This is a genomic window from Novosphingobium olei (assembly GCF_012927405.1).
Taxonomy (GTDB): Bacteria; Pseudomonadota; Alphaproteobacteria; order Sphingomonadales; family Sphingomonadaceae; genus Novosphingobium; species Novosphingobium olei.
Genome location: NZ_JABBGM010000006.1, coordinates 1 through 18,133, shown reverse-complemented (window position 1 = coordinate 18,133; position 18,133 = coordinate 1). Strand labels below are relative to the sequence as shown.

Here is an 18,133-nt window from a genome sequence, read left to right as displayed (position 1 = left end):
AGCAACTTTCCCCAAAAGACATGATCCGGCATTCCGCAACAACTTGGCTAAATGCGCCACACCATATACCCTTAACGCTCGGATGCAGTCGTTTTGCATCCGACAAAGCGGTCGCGACAAAACAAAGACGAATTTTCGCTCTGAATTATCTTTCTGGTTTTGCTGGATAATTTGAAGAGGCGCGCAGCGCTTCCTCGATTGTCCAGCCAGATCCGGGGACCGCGACTGATGATGCCGCCATCCAACCATTCCATCGAGCCCGTGGCTGTGGCAACGGGCTTCTTTGAGCCGGCACCGGGTCCGGTCCCGGACGGAACCGCCCTCGTCGGCGCGGCCAGGGCGGCGGCGCTGCGTGGTCTGATTGCGCTGCAACGCGATCTGGACCGCCCCGTCCGCTCGGGCATGTTGCGCAGCTTCGCGCAGTGGCTCGGCTGGCCCGAATGGCTCTATCGCGGGACCGGCCTTGCCGGCCACCAGGGCGCGTTGCCTGTGACGATCACGTTGTCGGACGACGTGCTGCTTCTTGCCAACATCGTCGATGCCGGTCACCTGCCCGCACTGGCCGGCCGCCTCGCTGAAATGAGCTGGCCCGTCGTATCCAGCGCTGACATGCTGTTGATGCTTGGCGCGCCAGACCTTGCCTCGACATTCGGGATCATGGCCGATGCCGCCTCCGCCGGCATCCCGCACGTTTGCTACTGCTATCGGACAGGCCCGCACGGGCGCGCGGCGTTCGAGGTGGATCACCCGGTCGAAATGGGTCCCGTGTCCGACGCCACCGCGCTTGTCGCGCTGATCGTCGCGGCCAAGCTGGCGCAGATCTACGCAGGTCCGCGAATGGTCGAAGCCTGCTTGCACCTACGCTCTTCACACACCGCAACCGTTGGGGTGATCGAGCGCAGCTTCGGATGCTCGGTTGTCACCGAGGCAGCGCAAGATCGCTTCGAATTTCCCGCATCCTGGGCCCAAATTCCCAACGCGCAGCACGATCCGGTCGAATGGAGGGCCATGCTGGCGGCGCACCGCGACCGGATGCAGCGGGCCCAGGAAACCGACGTCGTCGGCCGAATCCGCCAGATCGTGTGCGACCATCTCGCACGCGATCGCCGCGTCCCACGGCTGAAGGAAGTGGCAGGGCGGGAGGGCGTATCCAACCGGACGATGGTGCGCATGCTCGCGAGCGCCAAAACGAGCTTCCACGCAATCGTGGATGAAGAACGCAAGCGGCTGACCGCCGACCTCATCCGGCGCGAAAGCCTCTCGCTCGCAGAGGTCGCTTCCGCCATCGGCTTTACCGACATGTCGACGTTCGGGCGCTCGTTCCGCGCGTGGTTCGGAACGCCCCCGGGCCGCTACCGCCGTTCGCTGATCGCGCCAGCGGACACGTCCAGAGCGGCCTGACGCTCAGCCTTCCTTGACAGTCGCGAAGGGGGAGAAATTGGTGTCGGTGTCGAACACGTCCACCCCTTCCCGCTTCTTGAGCGTGCCGACAACCGCGTAGGTCACCGGGGTGAGAACCACTTCCCACAACACTTTCATCGCCCAGTTCGTCACCATCACCGTCAATACTGCCTGCGTGGTCCACGTGCCCAGGAACGCGACCGGATAGAAGATCGCGCTGTCGACCGCCTGCCCGAATACCGTCGAGCCGATCGTGCGCGTCCACAGGTGCTTTCCATCGGTCCACACCTTCATTCGGGCAAGCACGAAGGAATTGACGAACTCGCCTGCCCAGAAGGCGAGGACCGAGGCGAGAACGATGCGCCACGTGCTGCCGAACACCGATTCATACGTCGTCTGGCAGATCGTGCCGGGCGATGTCTTGGCGACAAGTTCGGCGAACATCGGGTCCGCACTCGACGCGCAACCCCAGTCCTGCGCGGGCGGCATGGCGACGACGACGAAGCTCATCATCGCCATGAACAGCAGCGCGAAGAAGCCAACCCAGACGCAGCGACGCGCATGGGCATAGCCGTACACTTCGGTCAGCACGTCGCCGAGAACGTAGGAGACAGGGAAGAACAGGATACCTGCGCCGAACGTGATCCCCTGAACACTCGCCAGCTTGGCCGCGCCGATCAGGTTCGACAGCAACAGGATGGCAACGAAGGCGGCCATCATCACGTCGAAGTAACGGAAATGGCGCCTTCCCCCCGCTGTGCCTCCGATGCGGGCAAGATGCGACGGGTCGGCGGGCGCGGCTGCTGGATCGTGAGGCGTCTGGGTCATGGCTCAGCTTGCTATCGCGGTTTGCACGGCGCGCAAAGCACGCTTATGGGAAGCCCGAACAAGGACGCGCGCCCTTAGCTCAGCTGGATAGAGCACCCGCCTTCTAAGCGGGTGGTCACAGGTTCGAATCCTGTAGGGCGCGCCAATCCTTGTTTATTTTTAGAAGAATAACAATGCTTTATGGATTTTGGCGAAGACTGATACCCACATCCCTCCCCACAACGTGAAATACGCTTGTGGGCGCCAACCCTACTTCCGCCACCGGCTCCGCTCAACGTGACGCCGGCAGAACCATTCTGAAATCGCGAACGCGACTGGGAATGCGGCGACAGCCACGACAACAATGATCACTTCGCTCATGGCCGCGCTGCATAGAGGTCGCGCCACCAGATTGTCTTTATGTTATCGATAGTTATGGTATTTTTCGCGACTTGGCGATGGTTTGCCATAACTACAGATAACGTTGTGAGCGCTTCGCAGCAAAATAGCGAATTAGATTCGCTGCGGCAGACGCGACAAAGCGGTTCCCGCTTTAACAATTCATATAAATCTGCCTCATTCGGGAAATGAGGCCGCGGAGCATCACTGCCTCTACAACGTACACTTAGGGGCAAAGGCTGTGATGAAACTGCCACATTGGAATGGGGGGGAGTGGGTATTGGCGCTCGCGATAGTCGCGCTGGTGCTCGCGCTTTTTGCGATCGGCACCAACGTCATCGCCAGCGTAGTGAACCGCTGACGCCTGAGCAGCATATGCGATTAGACAAGTGAGCAGCTTTAAGATACTGAAAGTTATTGGAAACCCGATCGCCTGTTGCCGACAGAGAGACCAGCGCGCTCCCGGCAAAGCGGAGCGCCTTATGTCCATTCTGGCCGCCATCGTCATTGTCGTCTCAGTACTGGTTTTTGGGCTGGTCGCATGCGAGTTTTTCATCAAGCGGCGGAAGGGTGGGCGCCGCTAAGTTGCGGGTGGCAGGTCGACCGACACCTCACGGCTCATGCCGAATCGCCTCCACCCCATCAGCATACCGACGAAGAAATTCAGCATAGTGCTGGCGCGCCGCTCGCTCGTTGGCCGGTAGCGCCTGCTTGGCAAGCGCCCAGGTCGCCGAAAGCAGCGGCCCGATCATGTGCGTGAGATCGGCAGGCTCTAGCTGACGTCCCTCGCGATTCGCGGCAGCGGTGAGGTTTTCGATCAGCAGCGCAGTGATCTCGGCGCCGTCCTGCTGAAGCTTGAGGGCCGCGGCGTGGTTATGGTCGGTCATCGTGTTCGTCCTTCTCTTCAGTAACCGTCTCGCCCGTACTGGTCGAACCGGCCTGGCACGGCGCGCAGCGTGCTGACCGAGGCCTGCGCGTCCATTGCGGCGGCTTGACGCAGGATCATGCCCGAGAGATCGCGCGCGAAGCCCTCAGGCGTAACCGAATTGCGGGCATCCACGTTGATGTGGAACACGCGCTGCGATCCGCCTCCACCCACCATCTGGTTCATTCGTCCGAGCGGGACGATGGTGCCAGACCCTTGCGGGATGAAACCTTCCACGCGACCAGCGCTGGCTCCCTCGTTCACGCGGTACATCCTGCCGCCCGTGACCGACCCACCGGAGGCTCGGCCGAAGATAGCCGAGCCGACCGATGCGATGAGCCCGCCAATGCCGCCGCCACCACCATCGCCCGACTTCGACAACGCCTCAGCAATAGGCTTCAGGATGACTTGCTCGATAAGCATGTCGATCAGGCCGCCAAGGATAGGATCCTTGATGCCGAGCGATTTGGAAATCGCGTTGTGTATGCCGTCACGCACGCTGTTGAGCTCGTCGACGACCAGCGATTCGACCCGGTCGTTGATATTCTCGGCATCGCTTTTGAGCCCCTGCAGATAGGCTTCGAGCGGTGACCCATTCTGCCGGCTGCTGGTGGTTTGATCAGCGCCCTGCTTGGACGCCAGGTCAGCACGGGCTCGCGTCGCGTCACTGATCTCACCCGAGGCAATTTGCTCCTCGAGCCGGTTGCGCTCGATTTGCTGCTGGGTCTCGAGAATGCGCTGCTCGATCTCTGCCCGCTTCTTCCGATTGACCGTCGCGTCCGATTCAGCCTGGAGAGCATCGATCTGCAGCCGCAGCTGATTTTCAGAGACCCGCGCGCGCTCCTGCTCCGTTGCACGGTTGATCTGCTGAGCAAGCAGGCCCGGACGGCCCTCGGCCACGATGCGGCCTTGACCATCGACTGTCCCCGGCGTGCCGTAGAGGCTCTGCAGAGCTGCAATCTGGGCCCTCTTCTGTGCCGCCGTGAAGCTCTTGTCGTTTTCGATCTGCGCGACCCGCTCAGCATACTCGGCTTCAAGCAACTGCTTGGCCAGTGCCTCCCGTTTCCCAGCGTCGGTGGTGAGGTCAATCTGGGCGCGAATTTCCTCTTGTCGGATCCGGGCCAGTTCTTCCCCGTAACGCTGTTCCGTCTCCGCTGCGGATGGCCCTGAGGCGCCGCTCCTAATGCGCTTCGTCTTGGTTGGCGAAACAGCAGCGACAGCCGGCGCCGCACCGCCTTTGATGGCACCTTCGATGCGGGCGAGAGAGGCCTCAAGCGACTTCACAGTGCCAGAGGCCGCCGAGAGGTTGGTCTGTGCAGTGTTCACGGCCCGCGCTCCGGTCATGCGCATGATGCCGGCTGTTCCGCCAGGTACCGTGCCACCAGCGCTTGCCGCTGCAGTATCCTGCGCCGCTTGGTAGGATCGGGCTCGTGCCAGCTCGGCTTGTGCCAACGTCACCGATGCTCGCGCACTCGCCAATTTCTGCTTGATGTTCTCGGCCTCGGCGCGTGCCAGCGCGAGAGCTTCCTGCCGGGCCTTGCCGTGCGCAGTTGCGAGCTTGTCTGCGGCCGAGGCCGCACTCTCCGTTATCTTCGCGGCCTCGTCCTGCGTCTTGGCGTAGGAGCCGGTCGCCGTCTCTGCGCCGCGAGTATAGGACGTCAGGGCTGTGATGCCCGCGACGAGTGCGACGACGCCCACAGCAACGATGCTGAGTTTCAGCCCGTTGAGCGCAAAGCTCAGCGCCTCAGCGGTGGTCGCCGCGCCGGCCATGCGGGCCTGTAGGGCAAACGTCGCGGTTGAGAGGGCCGTGGTCGACGTTGCTGCCGCTGCGGCGCCTGCAACCCAGCGCACGCCGAGGTAAGTCGCGATCGTTGCCAAAAGCGGAATGACCGTGTCGAGGTTTTGCGCGAGCGCCTGAATGCCGGACGACAGCGCGCCGGTTACGCCCTGCGAGCTCGCTGCACTGCCGACATAGACGGTTAGCTGGTTATTGAGAGCGGTGAAGGATCCGGACAGGGTAAGCACGGCCTTGGACGCCTGGGTGTCCAACTGCTTCGAGCCGTCGAGCATGGCCTGAAACAGCTCTTGGCTCGAAACGCGCCCCTTGGTGACGTCTTGCCGAAGCTTGCCGAGACTGCCGCCCCAGCGGTCACTTGCCGCTGCCGCCGTGAGGAGCGGCTGCAAGCCCCCCTCAAGCATCTGGTTGTACTCTTCGGCATGGACAGTCCCGGAGGCCAGAGCCTGCCCGAGGCCAAGGATCGCGCCCGATGCGGCCTGTGTGCTCGTCCCGGTGATCAGCAGCGCCTGGCTGGTCGCTTCCGTCAATTTGAGAAGCTGCTCCTGTGACGCGCCGAGTTCGCGCTGAGATTGCGCCGACTTGCCGTAGAGTTCGGCGAGCGAGTTGACCGACGCGCCGTATTTCGTGCCGAGCGCGAGGAGCCGCGCCTGCACCGTCTCGAAGTTCTGGCCCTCCAAGCCGGCCACCCGCAGCTGATTTTGCAGCCGGGTGAAGTCGTCGATCAACTGCTTCGCGCCTTGAGCGGTGAACGCGCCAGCGAGACCTGCAGTAATCGTCTTGAGGTGACTGCCGATCGCCCCGCTCGACCGACGGAATTCAGTCTCCATCTTGCGGATGCGGGCCTCCTGCACGCCCATCTGCTGATCGAGCACGCTCGTCGCGCGCTTTACGTCGGAGAGGTAGCCGTTGACCTTCGCTTGAAACTCAAAAATGACCGGGTCGATGTTGTTGGACATCGCGTGTCTCCTGTCAGAGCGTCCGCACGAGGACGTTTAGCTTGCGAATGAGCCTGGCGAGCGCCGGCTCTCGGGTTTTGTCGCGTGCGGGGCGCATGAACGGCCGGGCCTCCATCTTCGACGTGCCAAACTCGAGCGCTGCTGAGTAAGGCGCATTCGAGCTCACTTCGGCCACAAATGGCTTGGGATTAGTGATCTCGATGTTTGCCTGCAGCACCCCTGTGTCGCGGTTGGGCGGATCGCCTGGCGCAGAGGGCGTGTGAGCATGTTTTTTGGTCTTTCGGCCCGACGCCGACCCGGAGCTGATCGAACGGAACGCCTCGGCGCGCGCCATGTCGGCAGCTTCAAACACGCCGGCATTCACGGCGCGGAAGAACTTGTCTTCCTTCAGCAGCCTGTGCTTGCGCAGTAGCTTGTCGCGGTTGCGGACGACGACCATTAGCCCAACACCGAGATGTCGTAGAAGCCAGCCTGGCTGCTGAGGTCAGACAGCGCCCACACCAGCGCATCAGCGCGATCGGGAGAGCCTTCGCCCACATATCCGGCGCCGGTCATTGAGCACATCTGGTCTTCAAGATCGTTGAAGGCGCCGCAATGCGAAACCTTGCCCTGTTCGTATAGGGCGGCGACAGGCTCGGCGCGGGCAACCTTGCCCCGTGACGCCGTCACCATGCGTATCGGCAAGTTCTTGTCCGCAGTGCGAAGGACTGCCTCGACCATCGCGCCGCCGAAATTGCGTTCAGCGACGATGCGGTCCGCGTCCCAACGCTCGTAAACTGACAAGACTTTTCGCGCCCAGCCTTCTGGGCTCAGATTGCAGCTGCCATCTTCGAGAACGTAGAAGCGACCGTCGCGCCCCTTGCCGGCCGCAACAATCCCGACGTCGTCACCTCTGCCTTCGTTGCGCAAAGCCTCGAGGCCGCTGCCCTTGCGCTTCGACGACTTTGAAGTCCGCTTTCCGTTACCGCTTGTTCCCGAAGGATCCACAGCGATAACAATTCGCTCAAGCTCGGAGGGCGGAGCCTTCATGCGTGTGGCGTCGATCATGTCGGCGGTCCACAGCGCCCCCTGCACATCCTCGAGCATTTCTGCATAGAGCTCTTGCCGGCCGAGGCGCGTGCCCTCGTATCGCTGGCGGTAGAATGCCAAGGCATTCTCAGCGAGATTTTCGGCGTTTTCGAAGGTGTTGCCGCGCGTGATCATCGCACCTGGCGTTTTCGCAATGCGTTTGATCAGCGGGTTGGGCTTAGGCGTGGTGGTCGCAACGACCTGCGGGTTGCTTCCAAGTCGCAATGTGAACGAGAGCTGGTCCCAAGTCTCCGGATTAGGCCAAGCAGCGACCTCGTCGGCCCATGCGCGATGATGCTGAGGGCCGCGAAGGCGCTCGGGTTCCTCGGCACTGAAGAGCTTGTAGCGCGTACCGTTAAAAAGGGTCAGCTCGCCAATCGAGCGGTTCCAGGTGTAGATGCATATTTTCGGCAGAACCGCGAGGAGGCCAGATTCGCCTTCGATGCACGTATCGCGCGCGTCGGCGAATGTCGGCGCGACAACCGCGATGCGTACTCCCGCGTTTTCGCAGCCATAAGACGCAACGTCCTCAGCCCCGACCCTCGTTTTCCCCCAGCCTCTGCCCGCCAGAGCCAGCCAGATCGGCCAATTGCCGGGGGGCGTCAGCTGGTCTGGGCGGGCTACAGTCAACCACTGCGCTCGTCTTTGTAGCCAAGCTCGCTCGGGCGGCGATAGCTTCTTGAAGAGCTCCGGCGATAGCTGTGAAGGCGTCTCCAGCGTCGACATTCACCAGTGCCCCAATTGCAGGCGGGCGCTCGGCGAAAGCTGCGCTGAGCTTTCCGAGGTACCAGCGGGTTGCATCGAACGAGAGCCGCCCTTTGATGGGGTCCTCGCAACTTCGTGCTTCCTCGAGTGCGCGCTCGGCGAGATCAGCGAAGCCATCTTCCCGGGCCTCGCGGATGCGCTGCGCCAAGTCGTCATCAGAGCGCGACCATACCCGGACAGTGTCTCGATTTGGCATGTGATCGTCCGCGCAAATCGCTCGAAGGCTTTCGCCTTGTGCGAGCCGCCGTAGCAGCTCGTCGATCGTGTCTTCGCCATAGCTTGCCGCCATTGTCTCACTCGTTCGCTGGGAAAGCATGCGGGGCGGGCAAGGGAGGTGATTCTCACCCGCCCCGCGCTCCGGAGGTCGAAGGCCTGAAGACGTGAAGGGCCACACCGGAGATCTAAAATCATTTCACGCGCTCGCGCTTTTCGTGCTCGACAAAAGCGCGCTCCCGGTTCCGCTGGCGAGGCAGCATTGGGAACGAGCGCCGCTTTGTCCGTCCGTTCCCGCGATTGGTTGCCAGAGGGCATGGAGTAAGCTTCCACTTCACGCCACGTCCTCCGCTGCCTCAGCCACGACGGGCTTGACCACCATTCCAAGGCGGCGTGCGCGAGCGACATCGGCAGGCCGCAGCCAACAACGATGCACTGGGTTGCGATAGAAGCCTGAGGGATCGACCGGGTGCATGGTGAGGACGGTGTCGCCGCCTCCACGAGAGGCTCGGCACGACACCTCGGTGATCCGGTCACAGGTTCCCGAGCTCAGGTCATACTCAGCCCATGGCGCTTCGGCTGCTGCAGCGCGTGTGCGGGCCGCCGCGAGTTGATCAATCCGGCTCTGTCGCGCCTGCTCAGTCCAGTGTGGCCCCTTCGATTTGACTGGCACCGGCCATGCAAGTTCTCGCTCATCGGTGAACGACGGCAGCGCTAGCTTGGTGAGCTGGCGAATGTGGAGCGCGCCGCGGGCAAAGTTACCCGGACAGCCACGCGCTACGGCCTCTGCGTTGTCTTCGAAAATTGAAGCGGCGCGCATCGCGGCTTCGTTTTCGGTGACCGCCGACAAAAGCGTGACGATAGCGGTTTCGATTTCCGGCCATTCCCGGCGCAACCGCGCAGCAATCTCGTCACGTTCCGAAATCAGCCGCTCCCGAAGCTCTACAGCAGCCAGTCGACCTTCAGAAGCTTCCTTCGCGGTGCGCTTGGCGCGGAGCTGATCAAGAGCGTTGCCCAACGCCGTGGCCTCTCGCCGTGCACGCTCGCCCCTCGCTGCGGCATCGTCACGGTCCTCTATCGACAGCGAGAAGTTGACCGAGTCGCTAGCTGCTTGCGCGACAATGCCGGCCTGCCGTGTGCGCTCCGCCTCGGCTTCTGCAATCAGCGCCTCAATGTCCGAAAGTCGCGAGTCGTCGCTCGACAGCGCCGTTGCAAGGCGCTGGTGAAAGGGCTTTGCCATGTCAGAACCTCAGAGGTAGCGGGCTGCGCGGATTGCGGCGACGGTCGCCGAGTTGTCGGCCGTCGAGATGCGAGCGCTGTCCACGGGTGCCGGAAAGCCGGCCATTGGAGCGGTTCGCGCATCCCGGATTGCCGTAACGGCATCACGGGCAAGGCTATTGCCGGTCGCGCGCTCGGCGATCGTCGCCGACATGCTCTCTCGGACAAGCTGGTCGTTGATGATCCGGCGCGCTTCGGTGGTGCGTGCGGCGTCGGCGGTGATTTCCGCCTGGCGCTGGGCTGCCGGTGACACGAAGGGCCGGGTGCCTTCGTCGTGCATCGTGATTGCGCCAGCGGGGGCGGCATCCATCATCGTGACGTCATAGGAAACCCGCTCGCCATCAGCGAGGACGTCACCGACGGCGCGGAAGCCGGCCTTGATACGGCCAGACGCGTCGAGCGCGATATGTGCGGGGGTGTGGCGGCCGTGGGTGTCAAGATACGCCATGCTGAGTGCTCCTTCGTGGGTCCGGGCTTTCGCGCGGAGACCGGCGAGCGCGCCGGATGCGAGGGAGATTGCGTCGGGTTTGTGTTGCGAGTTACCGCCGTCAGAGCACGCCGATAAACTTCACGTGTTTCTTGTTGAACGATGTGGCCAAATTCGTCGAAAGTGATTGTGCCTGTACTGGCCCATGGCCCATGAAAAGTTCCTCGATGAGGAATCCCATTGCATCGCGCCAGCGAACTCGAATGTGCATGACCGCCTGGTGCCAACGATCGCTCAAGAGAGCATGGACTTTCGGACCATCTATGTCTTCGATGGCCGTAAATACGATCTCGCTGTTGCCCTTGATCATTAGTCCTTCCCCGCCGCGTTCGGGGAATGGTGGGACTGACTTAAGCACGGAGCCGGGGCTGCCCTCGTCGAACACTGGCACGATATCCACCTGCAAATCGGAGATTTCCTGCGCCCCTTCTGCTCGCATCGTCAGTTCGACAGCGATCGCATCACGTTTGATAGTCAGGTGGGCTTTGGTCAGCAGGAGGCTCGAGCGCGAGTCCGCGGCCTGGGCCTCCCATTGCTGGCGCGCAAATCTCCGAGCGTCCTCAACGCCTTGAATAGCGGCAGCCGACGATTTCACCGCTTCCTCTGCCTGTTTCTCCGCTGCATTCGATGCCCGGCGCGCCTCGCGGAAGGCCCGCCAAGCCGCATACATCGCTACCAGAGAGACGACCGCGCCGGCCGCCCCTATATAGTTCGCCCGCTCGGCAGCCTCAGCGCTACGGAGCGATGCATCCACCGAAACCCACTGCACCAGGTCATCGCATTGATCTCCAGTTAAGTGGCGTTGCTGGCAGGGCGGAGGAGCGTACGCTGGCAGTGGCATGTCGGGAGGGTATCAACGACGGGCGGGGCTTGCCATAGGTCAAGCAGCCCTGACGCGATCCGCGCTGCACCTGTCATCGACCGCGTGCAGTCGTCGAGGCCCAATGCGATTCACATAGTCGGCACGTTCAGCGCGTAGCTCATCACGGCCACATTCCTCGATCCAGCGCGCGATGATCCGCGAGCTCGCATGGTAGTGCTCTTCGATCCCGTCCCAACCCATGCTGATGTAGGTTTCGCGGAAATCCTTGGGGCAAGGGCGTCGGGGTTTCATGCGGCCTGTGTCGTGTGGCCTGCCATCGCTGCGGTAACCGGGCATGCGACAGGGGTGACGGAGCGAGTAGGGTCCAGTTACCGCCGTCCGCTTGCCGCATCAGCGGACTAGGCGTTTGATCGCGCTGGCAAATCGAGGTCTATTGCCCCTCAGCCACCAGGAGGAGCGCCGTGCACAACCGGTCCGAAGCCGAAATTATCGAGATCCACCGCGAGTATGTGCGAAACTGCCTCGCCGAGATTCCTGAGGGGGGCGGAGCTGAGGCGATCAACACAGGACCGATCTACGGGCCATGCAGGGCTGTGACTGGCCTCATTGGGCGGACTTTCGCACCGTCTGATGCGCCGATCATGCCGGTTGAGGGATGCACCTGGCCTGCGTTGTGTGCCTGCACTTATCGGGCGTCGGCGAGCTGATCATCCTATCCTGAGATTACTACCTTGGCGCAGTTCGCGCCGGGTAACTCAGGAGACCTCGCATGCAACTTCCCCCTATACTTCGCCGTGCTCGCCAAGAGCGCTTTGCCGAGGCGCGGCTTTTGCACCCGGACCCTCGCGTAAGGGCTCGGGCGCACAAGCTTTTCCATGCCGCCTACTGGGATGCCGATCGCATGGCGAAGGCGGCGGTTGAGCCCTATTCGGACTTTGGCTGACAAAGCGTCGACGTGGAGGCGGCCGATTGGCGCATCAGGTACCGAGGATTACGTACACCCGACTTAGCCCAGCAGAAACTATGGCGCCGTATCTAAGGCTTCGACCGGCACTCCTGGGCAGAGCTCCGGTCGACCTCCCCCATGAACGTCCGGGCTCTCGCTTTCGTGAGGGCCCGGATATTCATCCAAGATCAATCACCCGCCAGCACAGTATCGCGACACGCTTGCCGTCGAGATGCCGAAGTGCGCCGCTGTCGCCGCGATGCTGGCGCCGTTCTGCTTGCGCCAGGCCGCCACCTCACTCGCATCCTTGACCTTGGGGCGGCCGAGGCTGGCCTTGCCACGATGCGTTTTGCCGGTTGCAGCGAGGGACGCCTTTGCAGCCTCACGCCCGGCGGCGGTGCGCTCGGCGATGCGCTGCCGCTCCATGTCCGCGACCTGCGCCAAGACAGCAAGCACCAGCTCGCCAACACCTCTGCCAATCGGGCCGAGACCATGGATATCAACCGTCACGCCACGATTCAGCAGCCGCCGCACGGTGGCCTGCACATCGAGGGCGTCGCGGCCTAAGCGGTCGACGGCGTAGACGCACACCGTATCGCCCTCGCGAACGTACTCAAGCAACGCGGCGAAGCCCGGGCGATTTGCTGCCAGCGTGGCACCGCTGATGCCCTCATCCTTAAATTCACGATCGAAGGTGCCAGCCATAGCTGAACGCTGCGCTTCGATGCTCTGGTCGGAGGTCGAGACCCGGAAATAGGCGATGCGGCTCATCTGACGCTTTCCCATCAAAAGATACCTCGCAGTTATGAGTGACTATCACATATTCGTCAACTTATCTTTTGAGGGATGCAAAGGGATACTTTGCGGCCTCCCTCAAAACGTTGCCCTTTTGATGTAGGGGTCGGCACGGCCACCGTTCTGCTCTCGCGCGCATGCGCACGTACTGGCCGGGATGGAAAGGGCGGGAGGTTTCGAGGCGCTTTCCCACCCCCGGTTGTGCCCCTCTTGATATCGAGCGGGGCGGCCCGGAAGGCCGCGCCCGGTATATATTATATATAGGGGGGTGTTTGCGGTTCATTCCTGCGGGTTTCCGGAGGCTTTCGGAAGGTGTTTTCGGGAGGTTTTCGGAGAGGTTTTCGGAAATCACGAAGGTTTATCGGAAGTCTCGCGGAGGCCATGAATGTCCCTCCCTTCGCCGGTGTCCCGCCAGAGAAAGCCGCGCTCGATAGCCTCAATCCGGAAGAGGCGATCCATCGCATCAGTGAGCCGCTTTCGTCCGATGCCCTTGCTCTCCGGCATCGCCTCGAAAACTTTAGGTGCGAAATTCTGGGCAGTGGGCTTCTCGCTGACATGGCGGCGCTGCTTGTTGCGCTCGGCAAGGCAGGTGAGGAAGAGCTTGTTGTCGGCGTTGGCGAGTACGGTCTCGCGCATCTGCCGCGCGGTATCGGCGGGCAGGTCGTCCTCGTGCACGAAAGCCCAGTCACGCCACATGAACCGGAAGGCGTCACCCTTCTGCGCATAGTTGGCCTTCCCGATCTTGAGCTTGCGGATATCGGTCTCGACGTCGTGCTCGATGTTGAATTGCGATCGCACAGCGTTGAGCCAGGCAGTCGAGCCGCTGTAGTCGTCGCCGCTCTTGTTCGGGTGGCCTAGCAGGATGATCGCGGCGCCGGTGTCGCTGGCGAGCCTATTGAGCAAGCTAACGAAGCGAGTGACGTCGCCGCGGTCATTCTCGTTGCCGGCAAAGAGGTGGGCGACATTGTCGAGGAACGCGAGCCGGGCGCCGATCGATTGGAGCGTCGCCACGAGCCGATGATAGGCAGGAGCGAGGTGCATCCGACCGTCGGGCGTGAAAGTGCCCAGCTCGTTGTCGAGCGCGCCGCGCAGGCTCACGAGATGGAGCTTCCCGGCGAGGCTGGCCATGGGCACGCCGAGAGCATCGCAGAGATGCGCCTGGCGCCAGTGCAGCTGCTCGGCGTCGTCCTCGCAGGTGAGGTAGAGCGCTGGCCCGGGCTCCACAGCGAGCCGAAGACATGGCAGGCCGGCAGCGGCGCACGTGGCCATCTGCTGTCCCAGCAAGCTCTTGCCGGCGCTGCCCGGGCCCGTGAACAGCGTCACCTCGGCCAGCGGCGCGAGCCGCTCGATCGCGAAGCTCTTTGGCACCGGCTGCCGGGTCGACAGGTCGGCGAGGTCGAGCGTCTGCAGCAATTCCGCTGGTGCATCAGCATCGGCGAAAGCCGCCTCAGCCTTTTGCTGAAGCTCGAATGCCGACCCTCCAGCGGCCAACCAGTCGGACACGTCACCCTTTGGTGGAAGTCCGGGAAGCAGGAGGGAAATCGCCCGCTCTGCAACGGCGCTGAGCTTTTTCAGGCCCGCTGCTGCATGCTTAGCCCCTGCTTCGTCGTTATCCTGAAGGATGACCACACGCCGGCCGGCGAGGTGTTCGGCGATGCAATGTGATACAGGGTCGAATTTTCCGGCGCCGCCGGGATGGGTAGTGGCGACGAGTCCGTCGCGCGCCAGACGGTCGGCGTCTCTCTCGCCCTCACAGTAGTACACGATCTCCGAAGGATCGGCGGCGGCCAGTTCCGGGAGCCGATAGAGAACCCGCCGCACACCTTGCATGCACCCTGGCTTGCAATGAAAGCCTCCAGCCCCATCTGGCCCATGCTGAAGGAATGTCTTCTCCTGCCCGCGCTGCTTGCGCTCGACACGAAACACAGTTTGCCCGGTTTCATCGCGATAATCGTAGAATCTCGACGCTTGCTGCTGCCGCCCTTCCAGAGGAGCGGCCTCCTTGATCCCTCGCTCTTCAAGCCACCGGAACGCGGCTGCATCGTTGGCGGCCCCGCCCTTGTGCTTGATCAGGTCGAGCACGCCTCCGCGCACATCGGATTCGTGATCAGCAAACCAGCCATCGCGGATGCTCACTTCCATCGATCCATGAGAGCCGAAGCGGAGAACCCCGTCCCGCGGCCTCGAAAGGCGCTCGTTCGGCGTCCCGAGAAGAGCCTCGGCAACCTTGCCCATCATCGGGCCCAGCGCTTGCGGATGCATCACACGCCACCCACCCGGCGCCCGGGCCGCTTGTGCTTCTGGCATCGGCGGTTAGGCTCAAACTTCGCCGCCGTCGCTGGCGCAGTGAAATCGAACACGGCGCCGCAGGAGGCGCAGTGCGAAGCCCAGCGAAGCATGACCGCGAGCGAGCCATCCGGCCGCCGATATGTCGAGGTGGCTGCGACCCAGTACCGCTGGCCCTGGTACATGCGGAGCGTGCCCATCACAGATCCACTACCACGATCGGCAAGTCGAGCGACGCAATGAAGTCATCGCGAGCGCGCTGGTAGTGGGGAAAAAGCTTGAGCCCGAGCCTACGGAGCGGCAACGCTGGGTCCCACTGCGCCGAGAACGTTCCGGCGTGCCAGACGAACTCGACCTGGTAACCGCGCGGCAGCCGGTATGTGCGCCGATAGGCGAAATCCTCAGGCGACATCTGCGCCTCCCTGCTTGAGTGCAGCGTGTTTGGCGAAGCTGATGACCCGCGCGCCGCCTTCGGGCACCGGTCCAAACTCCCGCGCGGCGTGCCGCTGGTGGATATTCGGCTTGTCGTCGTAGCGCTGAAGACGGGCTTTCCAGTCGGTGTCGCAGTTATCCATGCGCACCCCCACCAAACGCAAAGCCAGCCAGCGTCGCGGCAAGCTCCGGCCTCACGCCAGCCTTCACGATAAGGATTTGCGCCCGCAGCGCTTCTAAGGTATCTCGGCGCTCGAACCGGTCGTCACCAGTGTTCAGTGAGACCCCGCCCATCCCCGGCGGGGTTTCCTTTTTCCTCCTCGCCATTAGTCGCACCCCCGCTGCAGGAGGTCGCGGAGGCTTTGGGCATCGACCAGCGTGCGCCGCCCGATTTTCACGGAGCGCAGCTTGTCTGCCGAAAGCAGCTGATAGATCCGAGCCCGGCTGAGCGACGTTGCCCGAACAACATCAGCAATGCTGTAAGTTAGCGGTTCTGGATTGCCTGCAATTGTCATCACGCGACTTCCATTGACGTTTCTGGAAACCGGTCTGTGCGGCGCTGACGCGCGCATCTTTACCGCCGTCATGACGTCGGACTCGGGCCTCCAGATCGCCCGTCGCTGCGGTACGCTTCCTCTTGCAGTGCCGGTGCAAGCGCCACTCGAGCTGCCTTCACCACGTCAGCGAGGGCAGCCAAGACCGGCAGCAACCGGCTTTGAAAGTAGGCTGCGGATGTGCCGTCGAGATCGCCCGCGCAGCTCAGCTCACCTGCAAGCCGGTCCAGGTGTTGGGCCAGGTCGGAAACGCGATTAAGCTGGGCCATCACAAGCCCTCCCCTTCGATCAGCGCGCGAAGGCTTCGCGCGGGGATCAGGGTGCGCCGGCCAAGCTTGCGGGCTTCAAGCTTTCCAGCGCGGATGAGGTTGTAAATTTGGGACTTGCACAGCGTGGTCACGCGGCTCGCTTCCGCAATACTGTATGCGAGAGGTTCCGCCGCAGTCGCTGCCGCAGCTCGATTATCATGATCCATGACGTCAACCCTTGTTCTTCCGCGCCGCCCTCACCGGACGCACGCAGGTCGCGATTTGCGAATGTCATTGAACGGGGTTAGGTACGTCGCGCGATGCAACCGCCAAGTTAGTCGCGCGAATCCCCGGCCCCTGTGGTCGGGGATTCGGTTAGACCTCCCCAGCAACCAATGCTTTGAGGCTATCAGCTGGGATCAGGGTGCGCTTACCCACCTTCGTCGCTTTCAAACGGCCCTGATTGATGAGCGCGTAGATATGGGTACGGCCAATTGTCGAGACGCGAGCTGCATCCTCGACAGTGTAAGCCAGCTGCTCGGGGCATTGGGCACTTTGCATAGTGGACTCTCCTTCTTCGGATTACCGGAACATATGTGAACGCTGGCGAGTGACGCCAGCAGAAATGCGCGAGTCGTACGCGCAGCTGTGCAAAACTCCCTGGCTTGTGACATCGGGCGGCCAGGAATTTCCTATGACGCAGGTCGAAGCAATCGGCGGAAATCTCCTGATTGAAGTCGGACAGATAGGTCCCGAAAAAAATCTCGAACTTCGTGAACACCCGTCCTGGGTTCTCAGCCGAGAGATTTAATTCGGGCCCTGAATTCGCCGACACGAAAGCGCGCCTCTGCGAACTCCTTGCGCCACCAGCCTCGATCGCAGCCGATCGGCGGGCGGCTGCCGTAGATGCGTTCAAGCTCGCCGGCCCACCAGTCGAGCATGATACCGAGACGCCGATGCTCTCGCGTGATTGCGCCGCCGCGGTTGTCATTGGCCGGCCAAGGGGCAAGGCGCGCGCGGCGCCGGTCGATCGCGAGCCGGATCATGGCCGAAGACCTGGGCGGATTTCTGCCACGCCAGCATGCTCGTTGAACCACCAGCGCTCCCATACCTTCTTGGCATTGAGCGGAAGGCGCGTCTGGTCGACGCCAAATATCGGCCGCGGGAGCCCGCGAGAGTAATCGTGCTCGCCGACATCCTCGGGATTGCCGCCGGCCGGATCGTCGTCCTCAAGGTCGGGATCGCCGTCCAGCGTGTCGAGCCGATCGATCAGGTGTTCGGTAAGCGCTTCGATTTCGTCGCGGCTCAGGCGGGCGATGGCGTCGGCAAGCATGTCGACGGGCAGCGCTGCAAAGGAATGGCTGGCCATGATCATGCCTCCATCGCCCGTAGGGACCGAAGCGCGGCGATCATCGACATGGCATCCCAGTCGAAGTCTTTCGCGTGGGCGCTCACATAGTCGAGGTCCATCGCGATGATGGCCGCTTCCTCATCGCGCAAGTACGCTGAGCTGTTGTGAAGCGCGGTCCAGACCTGCACCTCGACGCCCTTCGGCGTCTTGGCGACGGTCGAGTGGATAAGCTTGTCGCACTCGGTGATGATGTCCCAATACGGTTGCGCCGCCTCGTCACTCGCGTCGATGGCGCTAGCCTTGGCATGCGCCTCGACCCTGCGTGCCCAGGCTTCCAAGATCGGCGCGTCTGGGTTGAGGGTCGGCGTCAGCGCCCTGACGATGGCGTCGAAGGAAATCGGGTCGGCCACGATCACGCCTCCCCACGCTGGGCTTCGTGGAAGCGCGCGTAGAACATCAGCGAGGCGATGCCCTCTAGCAGGCTGCTGAAAAAGGCCACGGTTTGGCGATGAAGGTTGTGTCGTCGCCATTATCGTAGGCGATTTCGCCTTCGAGCCAGCCATCGTCGCGCAGATCGGCCCATCCGGTGCCGGTGACCTGA

At 62.6% G+C, this 18,133-nt stretch carries 20 protein-coding genes, 1 tRNA gene and 1 pseudogene; 3 read left to right on the top strand and 19 right to left on the bottom strand.

Annotated features, from left to right (window positions below; all coding sequences use genetic code 11):
- The first annotated feature begins 228 nt into the window (after window positions 1-228).
- Window positions 229-1,401 (top strand): helix-turn-helix transcriptional regulator, encoded by a 1,173-nt coding sequence (locus HHL27_RS13810; protein ID WP_169494036.1) that lies wholly within the window; start codon window positions 229-231, stop codon window positions 1,399-1,401.
- 3 nt (window positions 1,402-1,404) lie between these two features.
- Here HHL27_RS13810 and HHL27_RS13805 read toward each other — a convergent pair whose 3' ends face one another.
- Entirely contained in the window at window positions 1,405-2,229 is an 825-nt protein-coding gene (locus HHL27_RS13805; protein WP_169494035.1) for a queuosine precursor transporter, read from the bottom strand.
- Window positions 2,230-2,297: 68 nt separating this feature from the next.
- On the opposite strand from HHL27_RS13805, the gene HHL27_RS13800 reads away from it, so the two are divergent.
- Window positions 2,298-2,374 (top strand) — tRNA-Arg (locus HHL27_RS13800).
- An 844-nt stretch (window positions 2,375-3,218) separates the two neighbouring features.
- Here HHL27_RS13800 and HHL27_RS13795 read toward each other — a convergent pair.
- The 8 genes and pseudogenes from HHL27_RS13795 to HHL27_RS13765 all read right to left on the bottom strand — a co-directional run bounded on the left by HHL27_RS13795 (window position 3,219) and on the right by HHL27_RS13765 (window position 10,866).
- The gene (locus HHL27_RS13795; protein WP_169494034.1) at window positions 3,219-3,494 is read right to left on the bottom strand and encodes a hypothetical protein; all 276 of its coding nucleotides are present in this window, start codon (window positions 3,492-3,494) and stop codon (window positions 3,219-3,221) included.
- Between the two features lie 17 nt (window positions 3,495-3,511).
- Window positions 3,512-6,286, bottom strand: coding sequence for a tape measure protein (locus HHL27_RS13790; RefSeq protein WP_169494033.1), 2,775 nt, complete (start codon window positions 6,284-6,286; stop codon window positions 3,512-3,514).
- 13 nt (window positions 6,287-6,299) lie between these two features.
- A complete protein-coding gene (locus tag HHL27_RS13785) occupies window positions 6,300-6,725 on the bottom strand; it encodes an HK97-gp10 family putative phage morphogenesis protein (RefSeq protein WP_169494032.1) in 426 nt (141 codons plus the stop codon).
- On the bottom strand, window positions 6,725-8,080 hold the full coding sequence (locus tag HHL27_RS13780) for a DNA-packaging protein (protein ID WP_169494031.1): 1,356 nt from the start codon (window positions 8,078-8,080) through the stop codon (window positions 6,725-6,727). The genes HHL27_RS13785 and HHL27_RS13780 overlap by 1 nt, the downstream gene beginning before the upstream one ends.
- A 55-nt stretch (window positions 8,081-8,135) precedes the next feature.
- Window positions 8,136-8,408: pseudogene (locus HHL27_RS22930) on the bottom strand (terminase small subunit-like protein); the annotation flags it as partial.
- Window positions 8,409-8,666: 258 nt separating this feature from the next.
- Window positions 8,667-9,572, bottom strand: coding sequence for a hypothetical protein (locus tag HHL27_RS13775; RefSeq protein ID WP_169494030.1), 906 nt, complete (start codon window positions 9,570-9,572; stop codon window positions 8,667-8,669).
- 9 nt (window positions 9,573-9,581) lie between these two features.
- Window positions 9,582-10,058 (bottom strand): hypothetical protein, encoded by a 477-nt coding sequence (locus HHL27_RS13770; protein ID WP_169494029.1) that lies wholly within the window; start codon window positions 10,056-10,058, stop codon window positions 9,582-9,584.
- 100 nt (window positions 10,059-10,158) lie between these two features.
- Window positions 10,159-10,866 (bottom strand): hypothetical protein, encoded by a 708-nt coding sequence (locus HHL27_RS13765; RefSeq protein WP_169494028.1) that lies wholly within the window; start codon window positions 10,864-10,866, stop codon window positions 10,159-10,161.
- A gap of 823 nt (window positions 10,867-11,689) precedes the next feature.
- Here HHL27_RS13765 and HHL27_RS13760 point away from each other — a divergent pair.
- The gene (locus HHL27_RS13760; protein ID WP_169494027.1) at window positions 11,690-11,863 is read left to right on the top strand and encodes a hypothetical protein; all 174 of its coding nucleotides are present in this window, start codon (window positions 11,690-11,692) and stop codon (window positions 11,861-11,863) included.
- 195 nt (window positions 11,864-12,058) lie between these two features.
- On the opposite strand, the gene HHL27_RS13755 is transcribed toward HHL27_RS13760, so the two are convergent.
- From HHL27_RS13755 to HHL27_RS13710, 10 genes are all read right to left on the bottom strand, one after another.
- Window positions 12,059-12,637: a recombinase family protein gene (locus HHL27_RS13755; protein WP_169494026.1), complete on the bottom strand. Its 579-nt coding sequence runs from the start codon at window positions 12,635-12,637 to the stop codon at window positions 12,059-12,061.
- A gap of 372 nt (window positions 12,638-13,009) precedes the next feature.
- Entirely contained in the window at window positions 13,010-14,923 is a 1,914-nt protein-coding gene (locus HHL27_RS13750) for an AAA family ATPase (protein WP_206069626.1), read from the bottom strand.
- 223 nt (window positions 14,924-15,146) lie between these two features.
- A complete protein-coding gene (locus tag HHL27_RS13745) occupies window positions 15,147-15,359 on the bottom strand; it encodes a hypothetical protein (RefSeq protein WP_169494024.1) in 213 nt (70 codons plus the stop codon).
- Window positions 15,349-15,522, bottom strand: a complete 174-nt coding sequence (locus HHL27_RS13740) for a hypothetical protein (RefSeq protein ID WP_169494023.1) — start codon at window positions 15,520-15,522, stop codon at window positions 15,349-15,351. Before HHL27_RS13740 ends, HHL27_RS13745 begins: the two co-directional genes overlap by 11 nt.
- 183 nt (window positions 15,523-15,705) lie before the next feature.
- On the bottom strand, window positions 15,706-15,894 hold the full coding sequence (locus HHL27_RS13735) for a helix-turn-helix domain-containing protein (RefSeq protein WP_169494022.1): 189 nt from the start codon (window positions 15,892-15,894) through the stop codon (window positions 15,706-15,708).
- A 307-nt stretch (window positions 15,895-16,201) separates the two neighbouring features.
- Window positions 16,202-16,408, bottom strand: a complete 207-nt coding sequence (locus tag HHL27_RS22720; RefSeq protein WP_169494021.1) for a helix-turn-helix domain-containing protein — start codon at window positions 16,406-16,408, stop codon at window positions 16,202-16,204.
- Window positions 16,409-16,556: 148 nt separating this feature from the next.
- Window positions 16,557-16,742 (bottom strand): helix-turn-helix domain-containing protein, encoded by a 186-nt coding sequence (locus tag HHL27_RS13725; protein WP_169494020.1) that lies wholly within the window; start codon window positions 16,740-16,742, stop codon window positions 16,557-16,559.
- A 233-nt stretch (window positions 16,743-16,975) separates the two neighbouring features.
- Complete coding sequence (locus HHL27_RS13720; protein WP_169494019.1) at window positions 16,976-17,227, bottom strand: hypothetical protein; 252 nt, start codon at window positions 17,225-17,227, stop codon at window positions 16,976-16,978.
- Window positions 17,224-17,550: a hypothetical protein gene (locus HHL27_RS13715; protein ID WP_169494017.1), complete on the bottom strand. Its 327-nt coding sequence runs from the start codon at window positions 17,548-17,550 to the stop codon at window positions 17,224-17,226. The genes HHL27_RS13720 and HHL27_RS13715 overlap by 4 nt, the downstream gene beginning before the upstream one ends.
- A gap of 2 nt (window positions 17,551-17,552) precedes the next feature.
- Entirely contained in the window at window positions 17,553-17,942 is a 390-nt protein-coding gene (locus HHL27_RS13710; protein ID WP_169494018.1) for a hypothetical protein, read from the bottom strand.
- Window positions 17,943-18,133 lie beyond the last annotated feature (191 nt).

Bases quoted from the DNA above. Each gene is read 5' to 3' on its own strand.
- HHL27_RS13740 (WP_169494023.1), bottom strand. From the start codon at position 15,522: ATGGATAACTGCGACACCGACTGGAAAGCCCGTCTTCAGCGCTACGAC.
- HHL27_RS13735 (WP_169494022.1), bottom strand. From the start codon at position 15,894: ATGACAATTGCAGGCAATCCAGAACCGCTAACTTACAGCATTGCTGAT.
- HHL27_RS13810 (WP_169494036.1), top strand. From the start codon at position 229: ATGATGCCGCCATCCAACCATTCCATCGAGCCCGTGGCTGTGGCAACG.
- HHL27_RS13715 (WP_169494017.1), bottom strand. From the start codon at position 17,550: ATGGCCAGCCATTCCTTTGCAGCGCTGCCCGTCGACATGCTTGCCGAC.
- HHL27_RS13795 (WP_169494034.1), bottom strand. From the start codon at position 3,494: ATGACCGACCATAACCACGCCGCGGCCCTCAAGCTTCAGCAGGACGGC.
- HHL27_RS22720 (WP_169494021.1), bottom strand. From the start codon at position 16,408: ATGGATCATGATAATCGAGCTGCGGCAGCGACTGCGGCGGAACCTCTC.
- HHL27_RS13760 (WP_169494027.1), top strand. From the start codon at position 11,690: ATGCAACTTCCCCCTATACTTCGCCGTGCTCGCCAAGAGCGCTTTGCC.
- HHL27_RS13750 (WP_206069626.1), bottom strand. From the start codon at position 14,923: ATGCATCCGCAAGCGCTGGGCCCGATGATGGGCAAGGTTGCCGAGGCT.
- HHL27_RS13790 (WP_169494033.1), bottom strand. From the start codon at position 6,286: ATGTCCAACAACATCGACCCGGTCATTTTTGAGTTTCAAGCGAAGGTC.
- HHL27_RS13785 (WP_169494032.1), bottom strand. From the start codon at position 6,725: ATGGTCGTCGTCCGCAACCGCGACAAGCTACTGCGCAAGCACAGGCTG.
- HHL27_RS13725 (WP_169494020.1), bottom strand. From the start codon at position 16,742: ATGCAAAGTGCCCAATGCCCCGAGCAGCTGGCTTACACTGTCGAGGAT.
- HHL27_RS13755 (WP_169494026.1), bottom strand. From the start codon at position 12,637: ATGAGCCGCATCGCCTATTTCCGGGTCTCGACCTCCGACCAGAGCATC.
- HHL27_RS13775 (WP_169494030.1), bottom strand. From the start codon at position 9,572: ATGGCAAAGCCCTTTCACCAGCGCCTTGCAACGGCGCTGTCGAGCGAC.
- HHL27_RS13805 (WP_169494035.1), bottom strand. From the start codon at position 2,229: ATGACCCAGACGCCTCACGATCCAGCAGCCGCGCCCGCCGACCCGTCG.
- HHL27_RS13770 (WP_169494029.1), bottom strand. From the start codon at position 10,058: ATGGCGTATCTTGACACCCACGGCCGCCACACCCCCGCACATATCGCG.
- HHL27_RS13745 (WP_169494024.1), bottom strand. From the start codon at position 15,359: ATGTCGCCTGAGGATTTCGCCTATCGGCGCACATACCGGCTGCCGCGC.
- HHL27_RS13720 (WP_169494019.1), bottom strand. From the start codon at position 17,227: ATGATCCGGCTCGCGATCGACCGGCGCCGCGCGCGCCTTGCCCCTTGG.
- HHL27_RS13780 (WP_169494031.1), bottom strand. From the start codon at position 8,080: ATGTCGACGCTGGAGACGCCTTCACAGCTATCGCCGGAGCTCTTCAAG.